This is a genomic window from Stenotrophomonas sp. FR010 (assembly GCF_047520755.2).
Classification (GTDB): Bacteria; Pseudomonadota; Gammaproteobacteria; order Xanthomonadales; family Xanthomonadaceae; genus Stenotrophomonas; species Stenotrophomonas sepilia.
Genome location: NZ_JAXBQT020000005.1, coordinates 206,547 through 223,228, shown reverse-complemented (window position 1 = coordinate 223,228; position 16,682 = coordinate 206,547). Strand labels below are relative to the sequence as shown.

Here is a 16,682-nt window from a genome sequence, read left to right as displayed (position 1 = left end):
GGCATGGTTCCGCTGGCGGCATGTCACCGGTAGAGTTCGAAAAGCGCTACGCGCAGAGCGGCGACTGAGTGTCTATGGAACTCTGGTCGGTCCACAGATCGCTTGGATTCTCAGGTCTCCCAGCATGTTGCAGATAGCTGGGCGCTGCCACGACCACCCACTTAAGCGGATGTGTAAGCTCCAGACCAACCATCCCCTCTGGCACTCGGTCACCGTATCGAATGCCGCCGTCAAAGCCTTCCGCTACTAAGTCCACCAGGCGTTCTTCTATCACTAGATCAAGATGGACGTTAGGCCAGCGTTGCTGAAAGCTCCACAGCACTGGCCAGAGTAGGAGGCGCGCCGCATCGTGTGATAGCGAGATCTTGAGCATCTGGATCTCTGACTGCTTCCGAGCCCGAATCGCGGCTAGACCCTCTCCAATTGTATCTAGGCCAGTGGCTACATAGCGTTCCAGTTCGCGTCCTTCAACGGTGATCGAAAGCGCACGGGTCGTACGATTAACGAGACGCACACCCAGTCGATCTTCCAGCCGCTTTAAGGCGTGACTTAGAGCTGAGGCAGATAAGCCAAGTTCGAGGGCGGCGGCGCGCATTGATCCATGCCGAGCGATCTCGATGAACGCAGCTAGATCTGAAATGCTTATTCTCTCTAGATCACCTTTCAAGACACTTCACCCGGGTATCGATTACTAAACGTGCCAATGATCCGCCGCACAAAGCATGATTTATGGATCGAACGCAGTGCAGATGCTTCCCCATTATCGCCGAGGATGGCATGGCAAGAAGCTGCGCCGTCGACGCTTTCGATCATTTCTGAATTGAAAGAACTTCAGCAATAAAATTGCTACTTGCGCATGTTCGCCGCAGTAAAGTTGCGTCTCCTCCACGGTCGCTGTACTCAAATTTGCTTGGGCCAGAGTGACCAATCAACTGGGATGAACATGTCAAATTCGAATAGTGATTTGCCTGAGCACGACGATGAAGCCACGCCGGTCATCGGCCGCAGACAGTTTATTGCGGGAAGCAGTGTGGCCATCGCCAGCGGAATTGCTGCTTCCTCGGCATTCGGTGCTGTGCCCGCTGCGGTACTCTCGGAGGCGCAGGGTCAGGGCCGCCCGCGAGCCGGCCTGATCGACCCTCGGCAGGCATATCCTCGGCCACCCTACCCGCGCCAAGAACAGCCTTGGCCGGGGCTTGCGTCGAAGATGCGTCCGCTGCCGGACCACGGTGAGAAAACCTATCGAGGCAATCGGCGCCTTGAAGGCCGCAAGGCACTGATTACGGGAGGAGACTCAGGAATCGGTCGGGCCGCTGCCATTGCATACGCCCGCGAGGGTGCCGATGTGGCCATCAACTATTTGCCTGAAGAAGAGGAAGATGCGCGTGAAGTTATTGCGCTGATACGCGCAACCGGCCGTCAGGCATACGCTTTACCTGGTGATATTCGCAGCAAAGACTTTTGCCTGGATCTTGTGCGCAAGGCGGCATCGGCCTTGGGCTCGATCGACACCTTGGTGCTGAACGCGGCGTATCAGCAGCAGGAGCCGGACATTCTAAAGATTACCGACGAACACCTCGAGAACACCTTCCTTACCAACATCAATGCAATGGTATGGATGACCCAAGAGGCACTGCGTGTGTCTCTTCCGCCTGGAAGCGTCATCATCGTTACTACGTCTGAGCAGGGCTACGATCCGTCCCCCTACCTGGTCGACTATGCGATGACGAAGAGTGCGCAGGTTAGCTACGTTCGCTCGATGGCTAAGCAGCTTGGCCCTAAGGGGATTCGGGTAAACGGAGTTGCTCCAGGTCCTATCTGGACTCCGTTGCAGATCAGTGGCGGGACTGCATCCGAGAAGATTCCGAACTTCGGGGGGGACAAGCCGCTAGGACGCGCAGGTCAGCCTGCTGAGCTGGGTTCAATCTTCGTCCAACTTGCGGCAAGCGACGCCAGTTATGCGAACGGCCAGGTGTATGGGGCCGAAGGTGGCGCTGCACGCCCCTAACTTGCGTCACAGACGACCCCAACTCCTTTCATGACTCAACTACACCTGGTCGCCAACGAACGTAGGAGATAGACCTTGACAGAAGCAAGTTACAGCCTTAGAAACCGCTGCGTTGCCATTACTGGCGCCGGTTCGGGGATCGGACTGGCAACGGCGGAGATGATCTTACGCAGTGGTGGAAGCGTTCTTGGAGGATCCAGGCGTTTAGGTGACTTCAAGCGGCTACAGGATGAGTTCGGCGCTGATCGCGCCTACTGGATGCGTCTGGATGTGCGCGATCCGGATAGCGTGGGTGCCTTCGCATCTAGCGGCATTGATCACTTTGGAAGCGTACATTCGGTAGTGGCCAACGCCGGGGTTGGCTACTACGGCGGAGTCGCTGACGCAAGCGATGATCAAGTCATCGAAATGTGTGAAATCAACTATCTCGGAACGGTCCTCACGGTACGTGCTTTCCTCCCTCATCTTCGTAGCGTTGGTGGCGGGGATATTTTGATCGTATCGAGCGTCGCAGCTCATCGCAGTGGGGCGGACGAAGCCGTCTACGCAGGTACCAAGGCCGCCCAGCTCATTTTTGCGGGCGGCTTGGACCGAGAAGTAAGGAAAGATGGGATTCGCGTGAGTGCCATCTGCCCCGCAGGTACTCATACATCTTTTGCCGTGGGTCACGGTCGCACGGCCGACGATCCCCGTTTGAGCGAATTCATGGCCGCGCAGGATGTAGCCTCGCAGATTGTCTATTGCTTGCAGCAACCGCGGACCTTGCGGACCGGCGTATGGACGACTTGGAGCATGAGCCAGTCCAGCTGAGGTGCTGCCCAGACAGCATCGGTCGGCCACAGTTTGATACCTGACCTCAAGACGCAAGCCAGCCCTCGACCCGATATGGGCGTTTTCCGGAATCAAGCGAGGCAGCCATTCCCCAGCAATAATGCCCGTTACCGGATTACCCCGAGATGTCGCACACATACCTGAAGTCACGACTTGCTCTTCCCACGCTGACAGTTGCTATTGGTCTGGCCCTTTCTTCGCATGCCAGCGCTGAAGCTTTGACGCATGCCTCCTCCGTCAAGCAGTTGGACACCTTGGTCGTTACCGCCACCGGTGCCCAGCAGTGGATCAGGGATGCGCCAGCCAGCATTAGCGTTATCAGCCGCGAGGAGATCGAGCGTAAGCCGGTCACCAGCATCGGCCAGCTGCTGAGTACCGTCCCTGGAGTGACCGGTGGCTATGCACTGTCCGGAGCGCAGTCGAAGATCCGCCTGCGTGGACTGCCCGAGCAGTACACGCTGATCCTGATCGACGGCCGCCGCCAGGGCAACTCCTCCGGCGTGAACTACCGCGACGACCTGGGTCCGCAGGATCTGAACTGGCTGTCGCCGGACATGATCGAACGAATAGAAGTGGTGCGCGGCCCGATGTCGTCGCTATACGGTTCGGATGCGATGGGCGGCGTGATCAACATCATTACCCGCAAGATTTCCGACCACTGGGGCGGCTCGGTCACCTTGAACCACAGCGTGCCCGATTCATCCACCCGCGGTGATACCACGCAGATGGGTGCCCTTTTCAGCGGCCCACTGACCGACAACCTGGGGATCCGCATCGGGGCCAACGTGACCGACCGCAAGTCCGATCGCCTTGAGGGCCAGACTCCGGGCAGCAAGGCGGAGAATGCCAACCTGCAGTTCCACTGGCGCCTCAACGATGACCACGCACTGACCATAGAAGGGTCGCGCGGCGTGCAGCGCAACACCGGCAGCGGTGATGTATATGCCTGGGGTCTGTCCAAGCTGGTACAGACCGGTTACGTGCTGGGCCATGATGGCCGTTACGGCGACTCCACCACCTCCAAGACCACCCTTGTGCGGAACGACTACCAAGACAAGGGCAGTGCGGTGGGCAACCATTCGAAGGAAACGGTGTTCGATACTGCCTTCACCACCGCTTTCCATTGGGGCTTCGAGCACAGCCTGAACGTGGGTGGTCAGTGGAAGCGCGAGCAGCTGGAAAACAGCGACACCATCGGTACCGTACCTGTGACTTGGACCGGCAGCAGCCGCATCAGCCCGACCAGTGAAGCGGACTCATGGGCCTTGTTCGCCGAAGACCACATCACCCTGCACGAGCGCTTCGTGCTGACTCTGGGCGTGCGCTGGGACAACACCGACAACTACGACGACAACGTGAGCCCGCGCATCTACGGCGTGTGGCACCCGGCAGACGCATGGACAGTACGCGGCGGTGTCTCCAAAGGGTTCCGCGCGCCCAATCTTAAGCAGGGCACCGCTGGTGCGGCCACCCAGTCTCTGGGACGCGGCTGCGGCAGCCTGACCCCGGAAGGCTGGAACAGCCGGCTGATCAACGCCGACGGCACGACCGGCTGCTACATGGCCGGTAACCCGAACCTGAAACCGGAAACCAGCACCAACTATGAGCTTGGCGTGGGCTTCGACCAGAACGGCTGGTCCGCATCGGCCACCTACTTCCTGACCAACTTCGACGACAAGATCGAACAGGTGCCGCTGCGCGAGATCCCAGGCCAGAACACTAGCTTCGTAAACGGCTTCTGGTGGACGGTGGCGCAGAACATCCAGAAGGCTCGCACGCGAGGCGTGGAAGCCAGTGTGACCGTGCCGCTGCACGAGCGACTGAGCTGGACCACCAACGCCACACGCATGTTGGAATCGAAGAACCGCACCACCGGCGCCAGCCTGCTAGTGGTGCCGAAGATCACCGCCAACACTTCGCTGAACTGGAGCGTGTCCGATGCATGGTCGCTTAACCTCAGCGCGCAACACATCGGGAAGCAGCTTGTGTCTTCGTCCAGACCTACCTTCGCCAAGGCATACACCACGGTGGATCTGGTCACCGCTCTCGATGTGAACGAAAACCTGACCTTGCGCGTCGGCGTACTGAACTTGGGTGATGTTTCCACGCTTGAAGAAGGCAATAATTACGACGGCGGCGCACGCACGCTCTTTGTGGGCGCGACCGCGCGCTTCTAAGGCGGGTTGATCAGGTCAGGAGATTGCGTTCGGTTCAGCACGTTCGATCACGTCGATGATTGCAAATGAACTTTGCCGCACTCGGGTTTGGAGAATGTAAGCCCGAGTGCGGCTCTAATCGCAATCCTCCGGTCAAACGCTAGCATTCGAGAGCGAGCCTGTTGGAAGAATGAGGGTCTAACCGAGGTCTATTTGTAGGACGACGCTGGCACTATTCGCTTGGCTCAAGGGTAAAGACGAATGGTCCGACTTCACCCAAGCCGGACCATTCGCCGCAATCAATTACTTCTTCTTCGCAGCCGACTGCGCCTGAGCGTCGCACCTGTCCTTCAGCGCCTTGGTCTGAGGATCGGCAAGATCCACCTTGAACTTCGTCCGGTCAGCCAGCTGTTCACACGTAGCAGGCTTTGCCTTAGGCGCCTCCTTCACTTCCGACTCGGCATGAAGCGCCGGATCATGTGCGAAGGCCGATGCGGACGCTGCAATGGAAGCGAAAAGGACGCTGATGAGGGCAAAACGATTCTTCATGTTGCTTCTCCTAGGTTGATTTCGGCGTTATGCCGGGTGTCACGGCTGGTAGAGGTCGGCTTGGTAGCCGGTAATTTGCACCTCGATGATCACGGGGGTGCTGCCGCGGTTCTGCCAGTACCACCCATGGGTACCTTCAAAGGGAGCAATGAACGTTCCCTCGGCCTGACGCTGGGCGCCTTCAACGGCGTAGCTGGTCCAGGGGCCCTTCACGTCGGGACGCTCGCCGTGCATGTCCACGGCAACATCAGACGTGGCCTTCCAGCTGAAAACCATCCCAGCGCCCTGAGCCATATGGGCCTTCACCTCCTGGCCCTTACCAGGGGCAAGCTCGATCGTCAGTGAGTCCTGCCGTAAAGGAGTGCTGGCGAGAGAGACAGCGGCGGGTTCGAAGGCCTGCTTGCCATTGCTCCCGAAGGCAACCTTGGCCTTCTCGAACAGCGCCGAGACGGCTTCGGCGCTGCCAGCAGATGCCGGAACTGGGGGAGCTACGGCCTCTACCTGGTCAGTGGAGGCTAGGGCGTCCAGACCCAGAACCTTACCTACGCCCGTAGGGTCGATTCCGTACTCCGCGGGAAGCACGGTGGTGAGCAGAATCACCCCTGCAACGGCAGCGGCCAGGGCGGTGGATTTCAGCAGCTTGCGAGTGCTGGGCAGCTGATTGGAAAGCGTGATGGACATGAGTACCTCTGTAGATTCAGGAAACGAAGTAGCCGGTGAGCTGCATGCCAACAAGCACGAAGCCGGCGCACATAAGGGCGGTGTTGATGCTGTACGCCTGTCGATGGAATGACGGCAAGCGGCGCCAGAAGCCCATCACGATCAAGATGCCTGCGAGCGCGAGCAGCTGTCCGATCTCGACCCCCACGTTGAAGGCGAGCATGTTTGGGACAAGCCCGTCAGGTGAGAGCGAGAAATCCTGCAGCTTTGTCGCTAGACCAAAGCCATGGAAGAAGCCAAAGATCAGCACGGCGGCTTTGGTGTTGGGCTGTACCCCAAACCAGCGCTTGAACGCGCCCATGTTGTCCAGCGCCTTGTAGACAACCGACAGGCCAATGATTGCGTCGACCAGGTACGCATTCACATGCAATCCGCCCAGGACACCTAGCAGCAAGGTGGTGCTGTGGCCGATCGCGAACAACGTCACGTAGATGCTGACATCACGCATCCGGTACAGGAAGAAGATCACCCCGAACAGAAACAGGAGGTGGTCGTATCCAGTCACCATGTGCTTGGCGCCGAGGTACGTGAACGCGATGAGCTGCAGGCCGGTACTGTCTTCCAGGAAGGCCTGGTCGCCTTCACTGACGCCATGCGCCCAAGCAACGCAAGGCAGAAGGATGGCTGCAAGCAGGTAGAGCCACGCTTGGGTTCGTTTGGAAATGGTCAACTGCATGTTCCTGGGAGGGGTTGAGATGGACGGGTTCACGCTGCGTCCTCCTTCCGCTCATCCCCTTCGCGGTGGATGAGGCGATAGAGCGCCGGCAACACCAGCAAGGTCAGCAGCGTGGAGGAGATGATTCCGCCGATAACGACCGTCGCCAGCGGGCGCTGAACTTCCGCGCCAGCCCCAACGTTTAGGGCCATTGGCAGGAAGCCCAGGCTGGCAACCAGGGCCGTCATCAGCACGGGGCGCAGCCGGGTCAGTGCACCTTCGGTTACCGCTTGGTGCAGGGGAGTGCCCTGTTCCCTAAGGCTCTTGATGAAGCTGATCATGACCAGGCCGTTGAGCACGGCGACGCCCGACAGCGCGATGAACCCCACGCCTGCAGAAATGGACAGGGGTATGTCACGCATCCACAGAGCCACCACGCCACCGGTCAACGCAAGTGGAACGCCGCTGAACACGATGGCAGCATCCTTGCCCGAGCCGAACGCCATGAAGAGCAAGCCGAAGATCATCACCAGGACGACCGGCACGACCACGGACAGCCGCTTGCTGGCAGAGATGAGCTGCTCGAAGGTACCGCCATACTCAATCCAGTAGCCTTCCGGCAACTGCACCTCCTGACCAACCTTCTCTCGCAGCTCCTCTACGAACGAACCAAGGTCGCGACCACGTACGTTGCTGGTGATGACGACGCGACGCTTGCCGTTCTCGCGACTGACCTGGTTTGGGCCTGGCGCAACTTCAACTTTAGCCAGCTGCCCCAGCGGAACGAACGCTCTCTGTTCGCCGGAACTGGCCCCGACGGCGACGGCTACCGGTAGCGATGCGAGCGTCCGGGTGTCCTGACGCAGGTTCTCGGGCAGACGAACGACGATGTCGAAGCGACGATCACCCTCAAAGACCTGACCGACCGCCTCACCGCCCAGCGCAACAGAGATGGTCTTCTGGACCTCGTCGATCGAAACGCCATAGCGGGCCAAAGCACCCAGGTCAGGCGTGATGGTCATAAGAGGCAGACCACTGATCTGCTCTAACTTCACGTCTGCGGCGCCTGGGATGGAACCTGCGGCGTCCTCGATCTGGCTGCCGATCTGCGCCAGCTGATCCAGGTCGTCACCGTACAACTTCACCGCCACCTCGGCGCGTACACCGGCAATCAGCTCGTTCATGCGCATCTGCACGGGCTGGGTGAACTCGTAGTTGTTGCCGGGAATTGCTCGGACAGCCTTCTCCAGCTCAGCAATGAGCTGCGCCTTTGGCTTGCGGGGATCAGGCCATTGGTCGCGATCCTTGAGCATGATGAAGGTGTCTGCGACCGACGGTGGCATGGGGTCGGTCGCTACCTCTGCTGTGCCGATCTTTGCGACAACCTCATCCACCTCGGGGAACTTCTTGATGGTCGCTTCAAGCTGGCGCTGCATGCCGATGGCTTGCGTCAGACTAGTGCCGGGAATGCGCAGCGCGTGAAGCGCAATATCACCTTCGTCCAGATTCGGAATGAACTCAGTGCCCATGCGACTGGCCAGAAGACCCGCCAGTACGGTGAGGACGGCTGCACCACCCACAACCAGTTTGCGAGCACTGACTGCCCGCTCCAGCATCGGGCCATACAGCTTGGTTACGCCCCGCATAGCCTTGGTTTCCTTCTCCGAGACCTTGCCCGTGACAAACTGAGCAACCGCAGCGGGAACGAACGTGAGGGACAATGCCATCGCACCAGTCAGCGCGATAACGACGGTCAGGGCCATCGGGTGGAACATCTTTCCTTCCACGCCGGAGAGCGCAAAGATCGGGATGTAGACGGCGGCAATGATGAACAAGCCGAACAAGCTGGGCTTGATCACCTCGGCACTGGCGCTGGCGGCCAAAGCAAAGCGCTCATCCCGGGTCAACAGACGCCCCAGGGCGTGCTGACGCTCGCCGAAGCGGCGCAGACAGTTCTCAACAATGATGACCGCGCCGTCGACGATCAGACCGAAGTCCAGCGCACCCAAGCTCATCAGATTTGCTGAGACACGGTTCTGGACCATGCCGGAGATGGTCAGCAGCATGGTCAAAGGAATGACCGCGGCCGTGATCAGTGCGGCGCGAAGATTTCCGAGCAGAAGGAACAGCACCGCAATGACCAGCAGGGCACCTTCCAGTAGGTTCTTCTTGACGGTTTCAATGGTGCGGTCGACCAGCTCCGTACGGTCATAGACCGCATGCGCGCGGACACCTTCTGGAAGCGTCTCGTCGATCTCCTTCAGCTTGGCAGCGGTTCGCTGAGCGACTTCGCGGCTGTTCTCACCAATGAGCATGAATGCAGTACCAAGTACCACTTCCTTGCCATCTTTGGTCGCTGCACCCGTTCGCAGTTCGGTGCCCTCGTGAACGTCTGCGAGGTCACCGACGCGAAGCGGCAGCCCCTCGCGATTGGCGACCACGATCTTGCGCAGGCCGTCCATGTCCGCCACTTGGCCAGGAACGCGCACAAGGTACTGTTCACCACTCTTTTCAATGTAGCCGGCACCCACGTTCGCATTGCTGCGCGCCACGGCCTCCATCACATCCTGCATGGTCAGCTCGTACGCCTGAAGCTTGCGCGGGTCAGGCGTGATGTGGAACTGCCGCACATAGCCACCGACGGTGTTGACCTCTGTAACACCTTTCAGATGTCGCATCTGGGGGCGTACCACCCAATCCTGGAGGGTACGAAGCGCCATCGGCGTCCAGGTCTCTTCAGCACCCTTCTCGGCTTCCACGGTGTACATGAAGATCTCACCGAGACCGGTGGCGACCGGGCCCAGCGTTGGCTTCAGCCCAGTTGGGAGCTGGGATGCGGCTTGCTGCAAGCGCTCGGCCACCTGCTGCCGCGCGAAGTAGATGTCGGTACCGTCTTCGAATACAACGGTGACCTGGGAGAGACCATAACGCGAAATGGACCGCGTGTACTCCAGCTTGGCTAAGCCGGCCAAGGCTGTCTCGACGGGGAACGTTACCCGCTGCTCTGCCTCCAGTGGAGAGTAGCCCGGTGCTTCGGTGTTGATCTGGACCTGGACATTGGTGATGTCAGGGACGGCGTCGATTGGCAGCTTGCTGTAGTTCCAGATGCCCAAGCCTGACAGCGCCAGGACCAGAAGCAGCACAAGCCATCTATGCGCGATGGACGCGCGAATGATTCGCTCTAGCATGATGGATCCTTAGTGGTCGTGGCTGGCGCCAGACTTCTCGATGTCTGCACGGATCAGATAGCTCTGCTCGGCGACGTACCGCGTTCCGGGCTTCAGTCCGCCAAGAACCTCTGCCCACTCGCCATCACGCTTTCCAAGCTCAAGCATGCGCACCTCATAGGTATCGCCCACCTGCGCAAATACGACGGTAAAGTCGCGAAATCGCTGGAGCCCTGACTCTTTGACGGCCAGTGGAACAGGTGTCTCGGCAATGATGACCTCGGCCGAGACAGCCATTCCTGGACGCCACTTGCCGTCACCATTGGGGATACTCACGCGCGCAACCACGCTTTGGCCGCTGCTTGCCAGCGGAAGCAGGCTTTGGAGCCTACCTTCAGTCTCCAAGGCACCCGTGGCGGAACGGATCCGCACTGCTTGACCTGGAGCGAGACGCTCGGCGTCAGTGCCCAGAGCTCGTAGATCGACCCAGACCTCTGACAGATCGGCAACGTCGAACAGTGTGTTGTCGGCGGCCACATCACCAACACTGGTGTTGCGCGCAAGAACGATGCCGCTGAAGGGAGCAATCACCGCGTAGGTGCGCATGCTGTCATTGCCTTCAACCGTCGCCAGCGTCTGCCCTGCGGAAACGCGTTGGCCCATCTCGACCGACACGCTGCGGACAATACCTGGGAATCGTGCTTTGACGGCGGCCTGGCGGCCAGTGTTGACCGCGATGTTCCCCATCAGCGTGACCGTATCGCGGATAGTGCCAGCGGTAGCCTCTTCCACCACCACACCCGCATCCTTGGCAGCGCTTGGCTCGATGGTGGTACGGCCCTCATAGGACTGATAGGACCAGGTGTGTGTCTTTCCTCCTACCACTGCGTCTGCCTTCACGTCGAAAGAATGAGGTTCCACGACCTCGCCGTTCCCCACGAGATAGTCGTTTTCGGCGGTGAAAGTGAAATCATTGACCTCACCGTCGAGGCGCTTCAACTGCATTGTTGCCTTCACCTCATTCGGTGAGATCGGCTTGTCATTTCGATAGGCGTAGAGGCGGAACTGAGGAGGCGTGTTGGTTTCATAGACGGTGACTTCAAGTGCGAAATCACCATCGCGGAGCATGCGACCGCGGTTGGGGCCGCGCTCGTAGTCGCCGGCCGCGGCGGTGGACTCTGCGGCTTCTTTCTCAACCGGCTTTTCACCGCCACAGGCGGCCAGTGCCAGCGGAAGCAACATAAGAAGGGCGTAACGATTCATGGGCGGATATCCTGGGCGGAGGCGGTGAGGCGATCTGCCTCGACCAGCAATCGGAGATAGAGTGCGGCGGACTCGACTTCGCGCTCACGAAGGTCGAACAGCGTCTTCTGCGCCTGGCTCAATGCGAGATAGGAGAATCGACCCTCCTCGAAGCCACGACGGCTCTGATTCATCGCCTGCTCCGCCTTGGGGAGCTGCCGCTCACGAACGGAGGTGACCTCCAACTGCGCTTGGCGCAGCTGTTGATAGACTCCGAACAGCTCCTGGTTGAGCTCCAACATTTGTGCTTCACGGCGTGACTTGAGCGCACTCAGTTCGTAGTCGACTTCGGATACCGAGTAGGCTGATCGACGCCGGGTTCCCAAGGGAACCGAGATCGACATGACCAAGCCACTGTCCTTCGTTGCTTCAAGACGGCGAAGTCCAAATCCAACACTCACGTCAGGCTTCGCGCTGGAAACGGCGACATCGCGGCGCGCGGCAAGAATTCTGGACTGGGCATCGAAGGCACGTTGCTGTGGCGCGTTCTGAAGGCGTTCGGACAGCGTCTGGTAGTCATCCAGCGGGGGGAGGATGTTTGTATCGCCGGCGACGGTGTCGAAGTCAGCGGTGAAAGAGCCCCAGGAAGACGCAAGCGCCATGCGCGATGCCTCCAACCGCTGGACTGCTTGATCACGCTTGAGCTCTGCATCGGCCAGGGCGATTTCAGCGGCCCTCAGGTCTGAGTCCGGGTTCCGTGCCGCAGAGACCCAGCGGGCCACCTCTCGCTGGAGCGCGCGGGCCATACGAATCCGCTCTTCCGCATGCTCGACATGCTCCTGCGCCGCAAGCACGTCGATGAATCGACCAGCGGTGCGTGTGGCGATGGCCACCCGGGTCACATCAGCCTCTCGCTGGGCTGCATCGACCTCCGCGCCGCCAAGCGCTTGGCGGGCCGCCCGCTTGCCACCCAGTTCCAGAATCTTGGATACCCGGAACGTTGCCTCGGCAGCGTCCATACCTCGCACGCTGCCACTACCGGCCACGTTCTCCAGTTCTCCGCCGAGCACCAACGGGGCTGCTAAGCCCTCTCGCGCCGCACGGTTCTTTGTCGCCTCTATTTGTGCGGCATCTGCCTGCACGCTTGGGTGAGTGCCAAGGGCGCGGGCAACCGCATCCTCCAGGCGCAGCACTTCGGCGGCGTGGCCAGGAAGGGCCACACCGCAGGCGCCGGCAACAGCCAGCGCCCACACACTACGGAATTTCACGGAAGCCTCCGGAAAGAAAGTCAGAACGACGCGCCGCGTCCCGCTACACGGGAGGCGCGCTCAGGCTGCTAGAGCGCAGCTAGGGTCGTCAGACGATCGGAGGTCGGAAGGGTGACGCCGGGTGCCCTGCAGGCACCCTCAGAAGTCGCAGAGCATGGACTTCACCGGCCAGCGGTAGTGAAGCCAGGTAGACGTGGGGCGTGAACAAGCTTCCAGCGAAACTCGCGTCTGCCTGATGCAGTACCGCATGAGCGCCAGTGGCGTGATCCGGGTCCAGATTGTCGCCCGCACCGCCGGCATGTGAATGGCCATGATCCACCGCTGCTGCGATGTCATGTTCCAATCCGTGCAGTTCGCTGAGCTGGATCACCATCGGCCGCGCAACGACACTCAACAGCATCAGCGCAAAGAAGCTGATCCTGAGGGCAAGGCCGTGGCGGGCGGAAAGACGCATATGGGTTAGCTTAAGCGGGGCTGGCTGGGGTTGTCGAGGGGCCGAAACTGGGCGCAGCCCATCGGAAATACCCCACATAGGGCGGTGGCCGGGCCTTAAGCGCACCCGGCCACCGCTCACCGCTGCGGTTTACATCTTCTTGATCAACTCGTACTCCCCTCCGGTGCGGAGCAGAAGCGTTACGGGCTCCTCGCCCCTGTTGCGCCAGAACCATCCGTGGTTGCCATCGAAGGCAGCCAGGAGCACCCCCTGCTTGGTGGCTTCCCCTCGACCCTTCTCATAGCTGATCGCTCGACCGCCGCCGTCTCCGTGGGTGTCGAAGTTCACGACGCCGCCTTCAACAGACCACTGGTAGCTGGCGCGCTCGCCCGCCTTCATGACGAGCTTGATCTCGGTGCCCTGGCCCGGCGTCAGGACAACCTGTTCTTCGTCCCGCCATTCGGCAGCGGTGGCCGCATTACTCGCGGCAGGCTTCTGAGCAACTTCAACGGTCTTACGGTTCTGCGTGGACACCTGCGTCAGCAGGGCGGCTGCCTCGTCTTCGGCGGCCTTTGCGTCCATCGCAGCGTCAGCTGCCGCTTCCTCGGCAAGCTGTTCCTTGATCTCCCCCATTTCCTTCAGACCAAGTACCCGACCAACACCAGTGGGATCGATTCCGTACTCAGATGGCATCACCACTCCAACCAGGAGGATGATGGCGATGCCGGCGGCAATTGCGGTGGTGCGTCCCAGCTGGCGGCTGGTGGGAAGGTCGCCTTCGGCGGGCTTACTGTTGTACATGATGTAGTTCTCTTGAAAGTCAGGAAACGAAGTAGCCAGTGAGCTGCATGCCGATCAGAATGAATCCGGCGCAGAGCATGGCGGCATTGGCGGTGTAGGCGTGCTTGAAGAAGCTGGGCGTGCGGCGCCAGTAGCCCATTGCGATCAGAATCGCGCCAAGCGAGAGGATCTGGCCGATCTCCACGCCGACGTTGAACGCAAGCAGGTTGGGCAACAGACCATCGGGTGAGATGTCGTACTCGATGATCTTGGTTGACAGACCAAAGCCGTGGAACAGGCCGAAGATCAACGTCGCAACCTTTGTGTTTGGCTGGAAGCCGAACCAACGCTGGTAGGCGCCCAGATTGTCCAAGGCCTTGTAGACCACAGACAGACCAATGATTGCGTCGATCAGGTAGCTGTTGATGCCCACGTTGAACAGCACACCCAGCAGCATCGTTGTGGAGTGCCCGATCGCGAACAGCGTCACATACAGCGCGACATGCTTCATCCGGTACAGGAAGAACACCACGCCCAGGAGGAACAGGATGTGGTCATAGCCGGTGGCCATGTGTTTCGCGCCCAGATAGGCGAATGCGATCAGATTTACTCCAGATATTTCCTGGATGTAGCCCTTGTCGCCTTCGGCGATCGCGTGAGCCAACGCCCCGTCAGCTGTGAGTAGCAGCATGAACAGGGAAAGCAGTGCGAGTAGAGTTCGCGGCCAGTGCGACAGTAGTGGGGGTTGGAGAAGGACGCGCGAGAGCGTCCCGGATTCAGAACTGGGGATCATGATGAGGATCTACGAATGCGGTCAGCGGACCTCCGCCAAAGCTATCCGCTACGACACTGGGAACCGGCGCAACGTGCTACGAGTGCGCAGAAGGCGCGCACGGCACGTCACACGGATCACTGCGCGTAAGCGGGGTCCGGGCGGGGAACGAATGAATAATTTCTTGCAGCGACGAACGTCCAGTAAGGATTGACTGGACGGGCGCTGCCAAGCCTCTGCTCAGTGCGAGCACGATGCCTGGGTCTCAGGCGATAGGAGGCCTGAACAGGGATGAGCGATGATGCTGAAGCTCTGCCGCTGGCTGGTGCCAGGGATGGATATCGCTCAGATCAACTCGAGCGGGTCCAGCAAGGCTGGCCAAGATGCCTACAGAAGCCGTCAGATCGGCCTGGTGCAACAGGCTGTGCAATCCAACCGCGTGTTCAAGATCACGGTCTGCGGCATCACTCACCCCAACATGGGGGTGACCATGTTCCACCGCAGCCTGCACGATGTGCTGCAAGCCGTGCAGCTCACCCAGATGATTCAGGACGGGTCGCACGAGCAGACTCGCCACCAGCATCATGAAGATGCAGCTGCGCAACAGCACGCTGGTTGGTAGACGAAGGGATCGCACGGGCAAAGACTAGAGGCTTGTTCTGGCAAAGTCGATATGACAACGTCGGGCGCGAGCGGTGAAAATGCCCTCTCGCGCCCCTTGTTCAAGTTTCCGTCATCCAGGCCAACGAGGGTGCACGTCGTCGATGACATACCGATGTGAATGCTTGCCGTTGGAAGAGGCGTGTTCCGCCCAGTGGGGATGGTCCGCAGCCAGATCGTCGTGACCGTGGGAAATCTCGTCCGGGTCATGGGCGGGCCAGATTCTCCAGGCGAACACGAATCCGGCGATGCCGACTACTGCCAGTGCCATGATCGCCACTGGCATTCCAAACTTCGCACCCACGGTTCCCGCCAGAGGGTAGGCAATCAGCCAACACACGTGGGAGAGAGAGAACTGCGCTGCGAACAGGAATGGCAGATCGGTGGATTCCGCTGATCGTCGCAGCAATCTGCCGCCAGGAGTCACCAGCCCCGCATAGCTCATCCCCAACAATGCCCAGCCGGCGAGCACGATGGGCCAACCTATGGAGGAGGGCGAGAGCAGCCAGGTAAGACTGAGGGTCACAAGTACAATGCACATTGCAAGGGCTGCGGAGAGCATCACACGCCTGTCAGCCACCCGATCGAGAACCTTGGGGAGGACAAGCGCCGTCAGCATCGAACCGCCACCGAAAGCTGCCAGCGCCCATGCCACCTGTGACTCTGCTCCGCCGAGAACGTTGCGCACCACGACGACAGTGTTCACGAACACCATGGCGCCGCCGGCGGCCGCACACAGATTAAGGGCAAGCAACCCTTTCAGCCTGGGCGTCTTCAGGTAGATCCGCATTCCTCGAATCGCGCGGGCGTAGGGACCGTCCTTTCTCAGGGAAGGAGCAACGAAGGGGAATGCAGTTGAGAACACCAGCATGGCGGATATCACGAAGCCTACGGACGTACCAGCGAACAGGCCGTGGAAGCTGATCAGCGTCAGCAGAGCAGCGGCCAACGCGGGACTCAGCAGGCTCTCCAGGTCATAGGCCAGGCGCGACAGGGACAGTGCTCGGGTGTAGTCGCGTTCCTCCTTCAGGATTTCCGGGATCGTCGACTGGAACAGAGGGGTGAAGCACGCCGAGGCCGACTGCAGCAAGGCAATGAGCAGGTACACCTGCCAGATCTGGTTGACGAACGGCAGACAAAGCGCCGCGCCCGCCCGCACCAGGTCGAGGGCAATAAGCACCGGTTTGCGTAGATTTGCCGGGACGATCGCTCCGGACAGAGGGGCCAACAGCACGTAGACAATCATCTTGATTGCCAGAGCCGTACCTAGCACAGCGCCCGCCTCAGCCCCCGCCAGGTCATAGGCCAAAAGAGAGAGCGCCACGGTAGCCAAGCCCGTGCCGATCAGCGCGATAACCTGCGCAGCGAACAGGTTCCTGAATGTTGGAAAGCGTAGGACCTCGATCATGGCTCACCTCTAGATGGAACAGTGGAAAGCGCC

15 protein-coding genes are annotated in these 16,682 nt (G+C 60.1%); 4 read left to right on the top strand and 11 right to left on the bottom strand.

The window, feature by feature from the left end; all coding sequences use genetic code 11:
• Positions 1-46: 46 nt before the first annotated feature.
• On the bottom strand, positions 47-667 hold the full coding sequence (locus ACM0PK_RS07005; RefSeq protein ID WP_414606906.1) for a LysR family transcriptional regulator: 621 nt from the start codon (positions 665-667) through the stop codon (positions 47-49).
• 276 nt (positions 668-943) lie between these two features.
• Here ACM0PK_RS07005 and ACM0PK_RS07000 point away from each other — a divergent pair, with 276 nt between their 5' ends.
• The 3 genes from ACM0PK_RS07000 (at position 944) to ACM0PK_RS06990 (ending at position 5,016) form a co-directional block, all read left to right on the top strand.
• Entirely contained in the window at positions 944-2,008 is a 1,065-nt protein-coding gene (locus ACM0PK_RS07000) for an SDR family oxidoreductase (RefSeq protein WP_008266446.1), read from the top strand.
• 75 nt (positions 2,009-2,083) lie between these two features.
• Positions 2,084-2,818, top strand: a complete 735-nt coding sequence (locus ACM0PK_RS06995) for an SDR family oxidoreductase (protein ID WP_414606907.1) — start codon at positions 2,084-2,086, stop codon at positions 2,816-2,818.
• 146 nt (positions 2,819-2,964) lie between these two features.
• On the top strand, positions 2,965-5,016 hold the full coding sequence (locus tag ACM0PK_RS06990; protein ID WP_080347466.1) for a TonB-dependent receptor domain-containing protein: 2,052 nt from the start codon (positions 2,965-2,967) through the stop codon (positions 5,014-5,016).
• Between the two features lie 282 nt (positions 5,017-5,298).
• Here the strand turns inward: ACM0PK_RS06990 and ACM0PK_RS06985 are convergent, their stop codons facing one another.
• The 9 genes from ACM0PK_RS06985 to ACM0PK_RS06945 form a co-directional block, all read right to left on the bottom strand.
• Positions 5,299-5,544, bottom strand: coding sequence for a hypothetical protein (locus ACM0PK_RS06985; RefSeq protein WP_008267212.1), 246 nt, complete (start codon positions 5,542-5,544; stop codon positions 5,299-5,301).
• A 39-nt stretch (positions 5,545-5,583) separates the two neighbouring features.
• Positions 5,584-6,225 (bottom strand): hypothetical protein, encoded by a 642-nt coding sequence (locus ACM0PK_RS06980; RefSeq protein WP_032961297.1) that lies wholly within the window; start codon positions 6,223-6,225, stop codon positions 5,584-5,586.
• A gap of 16 nt (positions 6,226-6,241) precedes the next feature.
• Positions 6,242-6,940 (bottom strand): HupE/UreJ family protein, encoded by a 699-nt coding sequence (locus tag ACM0PK_RS06975; protein WP_008264906.1) that lies wholly within the window; start codon positions 6,938-6,940, stop codon positions 6,242-6,244.
• A 29-nt stretch (positions 6,941-6,969) separates the two neighbouring features.
• The gene (locus tag ACM0PK_RS06970; protein WP_032961302.1) at positions 6,970-10,107 is read right to left on the bottom strand and encodes an efflux RND transporter permease subunit; all 3,138 of its coding nucleotides are present in this window, start codon (positions 10,105-10,107) and stop codon (positions 6,970-6,972) included.
• A 9-nt stretch (positions 10,108-10,116) separates the two neighbouring features.
• Positions 10,117-11,349: an efflux RND transporter periplasmic adaptor subunit gene (locus ACM0PK_RS06965; RefSeq protein WP_040006894.1), complete on the bottom strand. Its 1,233-nt coding sequence runs from the start codon at positions 11,347-11,349 to the stop codon at positions 10,117-10,119.
• Positions 11,346-12,596 carry a TolC family protein gene (locus ACM0PK_RS06960; protein WP_075075812.1) on the bottom strand — a complete coding sequence of 417 codons (1,251 nt, stop codon included), beginning with the start codon at positions 12,594-12,596 and terminating at the stop codon, positions 11,346-11,348. The genes ACM0PK_RS06965 and ACM0PK_RS06960 overlap by 4 nt, the downstream gene beginning before the upstream one ends.
• Positions 12,597-12,684: 88 nt before the next feature.
• A complete protein-coding gene (locus tag ACM0PK_RS06955) occupies positions 12,685-13,050 on the bottom strand; it encodes a hypothetical protein (RefSeq protein ID WP_075075811.1) in 366 nt (121 codons plus the stop codon).
• Positions 13,051-13,179: 129 nt separating this feature from the next.
• Positions 13,180-13,830, bottom strand: a complete 651-nt coding sequence (locus tag ACM0PK_RS06950; RefSeq protein ID WP_008264806.1) for a hypothetical protein — start codon at positions 13,828-13,830, stop codon at positions 13,180-13,182.
• Between the two features lie 19 nt (positions 13,831-13,849).
• Entirely contained in the window at positions 13,850-14,500 is a 651-nt protein-coding gene (locus ACM0PK_RS06945) for a HupE/UreJ family protein (protein WP_223224807.1), read from the bottom strand.
• Positions 14,501-14,879: 379 nt separating this feature from the next.
• Between ACM0PK_RS06945 and ACM0PK_RS06940 the strand changes: the two genes are divergently transcribed.
• Positions 14,880-15,203 (top strand): hypothetical protein, encoded by a 324-nt coding sequence (locus ACM0PK_RS06940; RefSeq protein ID WP_008264507.1) that lies wholly within the window; start codon positions 14,880-14,882, stop codon positions 15,201-15,203.
• Positions 15,204-15,314: 111 nt separating this feature from the next.
• On the opposite strand, the gene ACM0PK_RS06935 is transcribed toward ACM0PK_RS06940, so the two are convergent.
• Entirely contained in the window at positions 15,315-16,649 is a 1,335-nt protein-coding gene (locus ACM0PK_RS06935; protein ID WP_008267238.1) for an MFS transporter, read from the bottom strand.
• Positions 16,650-16,682: the final 33 nt, after the last annotated feature.

What these genes read in the sequence shown, in the direction of transcription:
- ACM0PK_RS07000 (WP_008266446.1), top strand. Translation starts at nt 944, where the DNA reads ATGTCAAATTCGAATAGTGATTTGCCTGAGCACGACGATGAAGCCACG.
- ACM0PK_RS06985 (WP_008267212.1), bottom strand. Translation starts at nt 5,544, where the DNA reads ATGAAGAATCGTTTTGCCCTCATCAGCGTCCTTTTCGCTTCCATTGCA.
- ACM0PK_RS06980 (WP_032961297.1), bottom strand. Translation starts at nt 6,225, where the DNA reads ATGTCCATCACGCTTTCCAATCAGCTGCCCAGCACTCGCAAGCTGCTG.
- ACM0PK_RS06940 (WP_008264507.1), top strand. Translation starts at nt 14,880, where the DNA reads ATGATGCTGAAGCTCTGCCGCTGGCTGGTGCCAGGGATGGATATCGCT.
- ACM0PK_RS06945 (WP_223224807.1), bottom strand. Translation starts at nt 14,500, where the DNA reads ATGCTGCTACTCACAGCTGACGGGGCGTTGGCTCACGCGATCGCCGAA.
- ACM0PK_RS06965 (WP_040006894.1), bottom strand. Translation starts at nt 11,349, where the DNA reads ATGAATCGTTACGCCCTTCTTATGTTGCTTCCGCTGGCACTGGCCGCC.
- ACM0PK_RS06935 (WP_008267238.1), bottom strand. Translation starts at nt 16,649, where the DNA reads ATGATCGAGGTCCTACGCTTTCCAACATTCAGGAACCTGTTCGCTGCG.
- ACM0PK_RS06950 (WP_008264806.1), bottom strand. Translation starts at nt 13,830, where the DNA reads ATGTACAACAGTAAGCCCGCCGAAGGCGACCTTCCCACCAGCCGCCAG.
- ACM0PK_RS06975 (WP_008264906.1), bottom strand. Translation starts at nt 6,940, where the DNA reads ATGCAGTTGACCATTTCCAAACGAACCCAAGCGTGGCTCTACCTGCTT.
- ACM0PK_RS06955 (WP_075075811.1), bottom strand. Translation starts at nt 13,050, where the DNA reads ATGCGTCTTTCCGCCCGCCACGGCCTTGCCCTCAGGATCAGCTTCTTT.
- ACM0PK_RS06990 (WP_080347466.1), top strand. Translation starts at nt 2,965, where the DNA reads ATGTCGCACACATACCTGAAGTCACGACTTGCTCTTCCCACGCTGACA.
- ACM0PK_RS06970 (WP_032961302.1), bottom strand. Translation starts at nt 10,107, where the DNA reads ATGCTAGAGCGAATCATTCGCGCGTCCATCGCGCATAGATGGCTTGTG.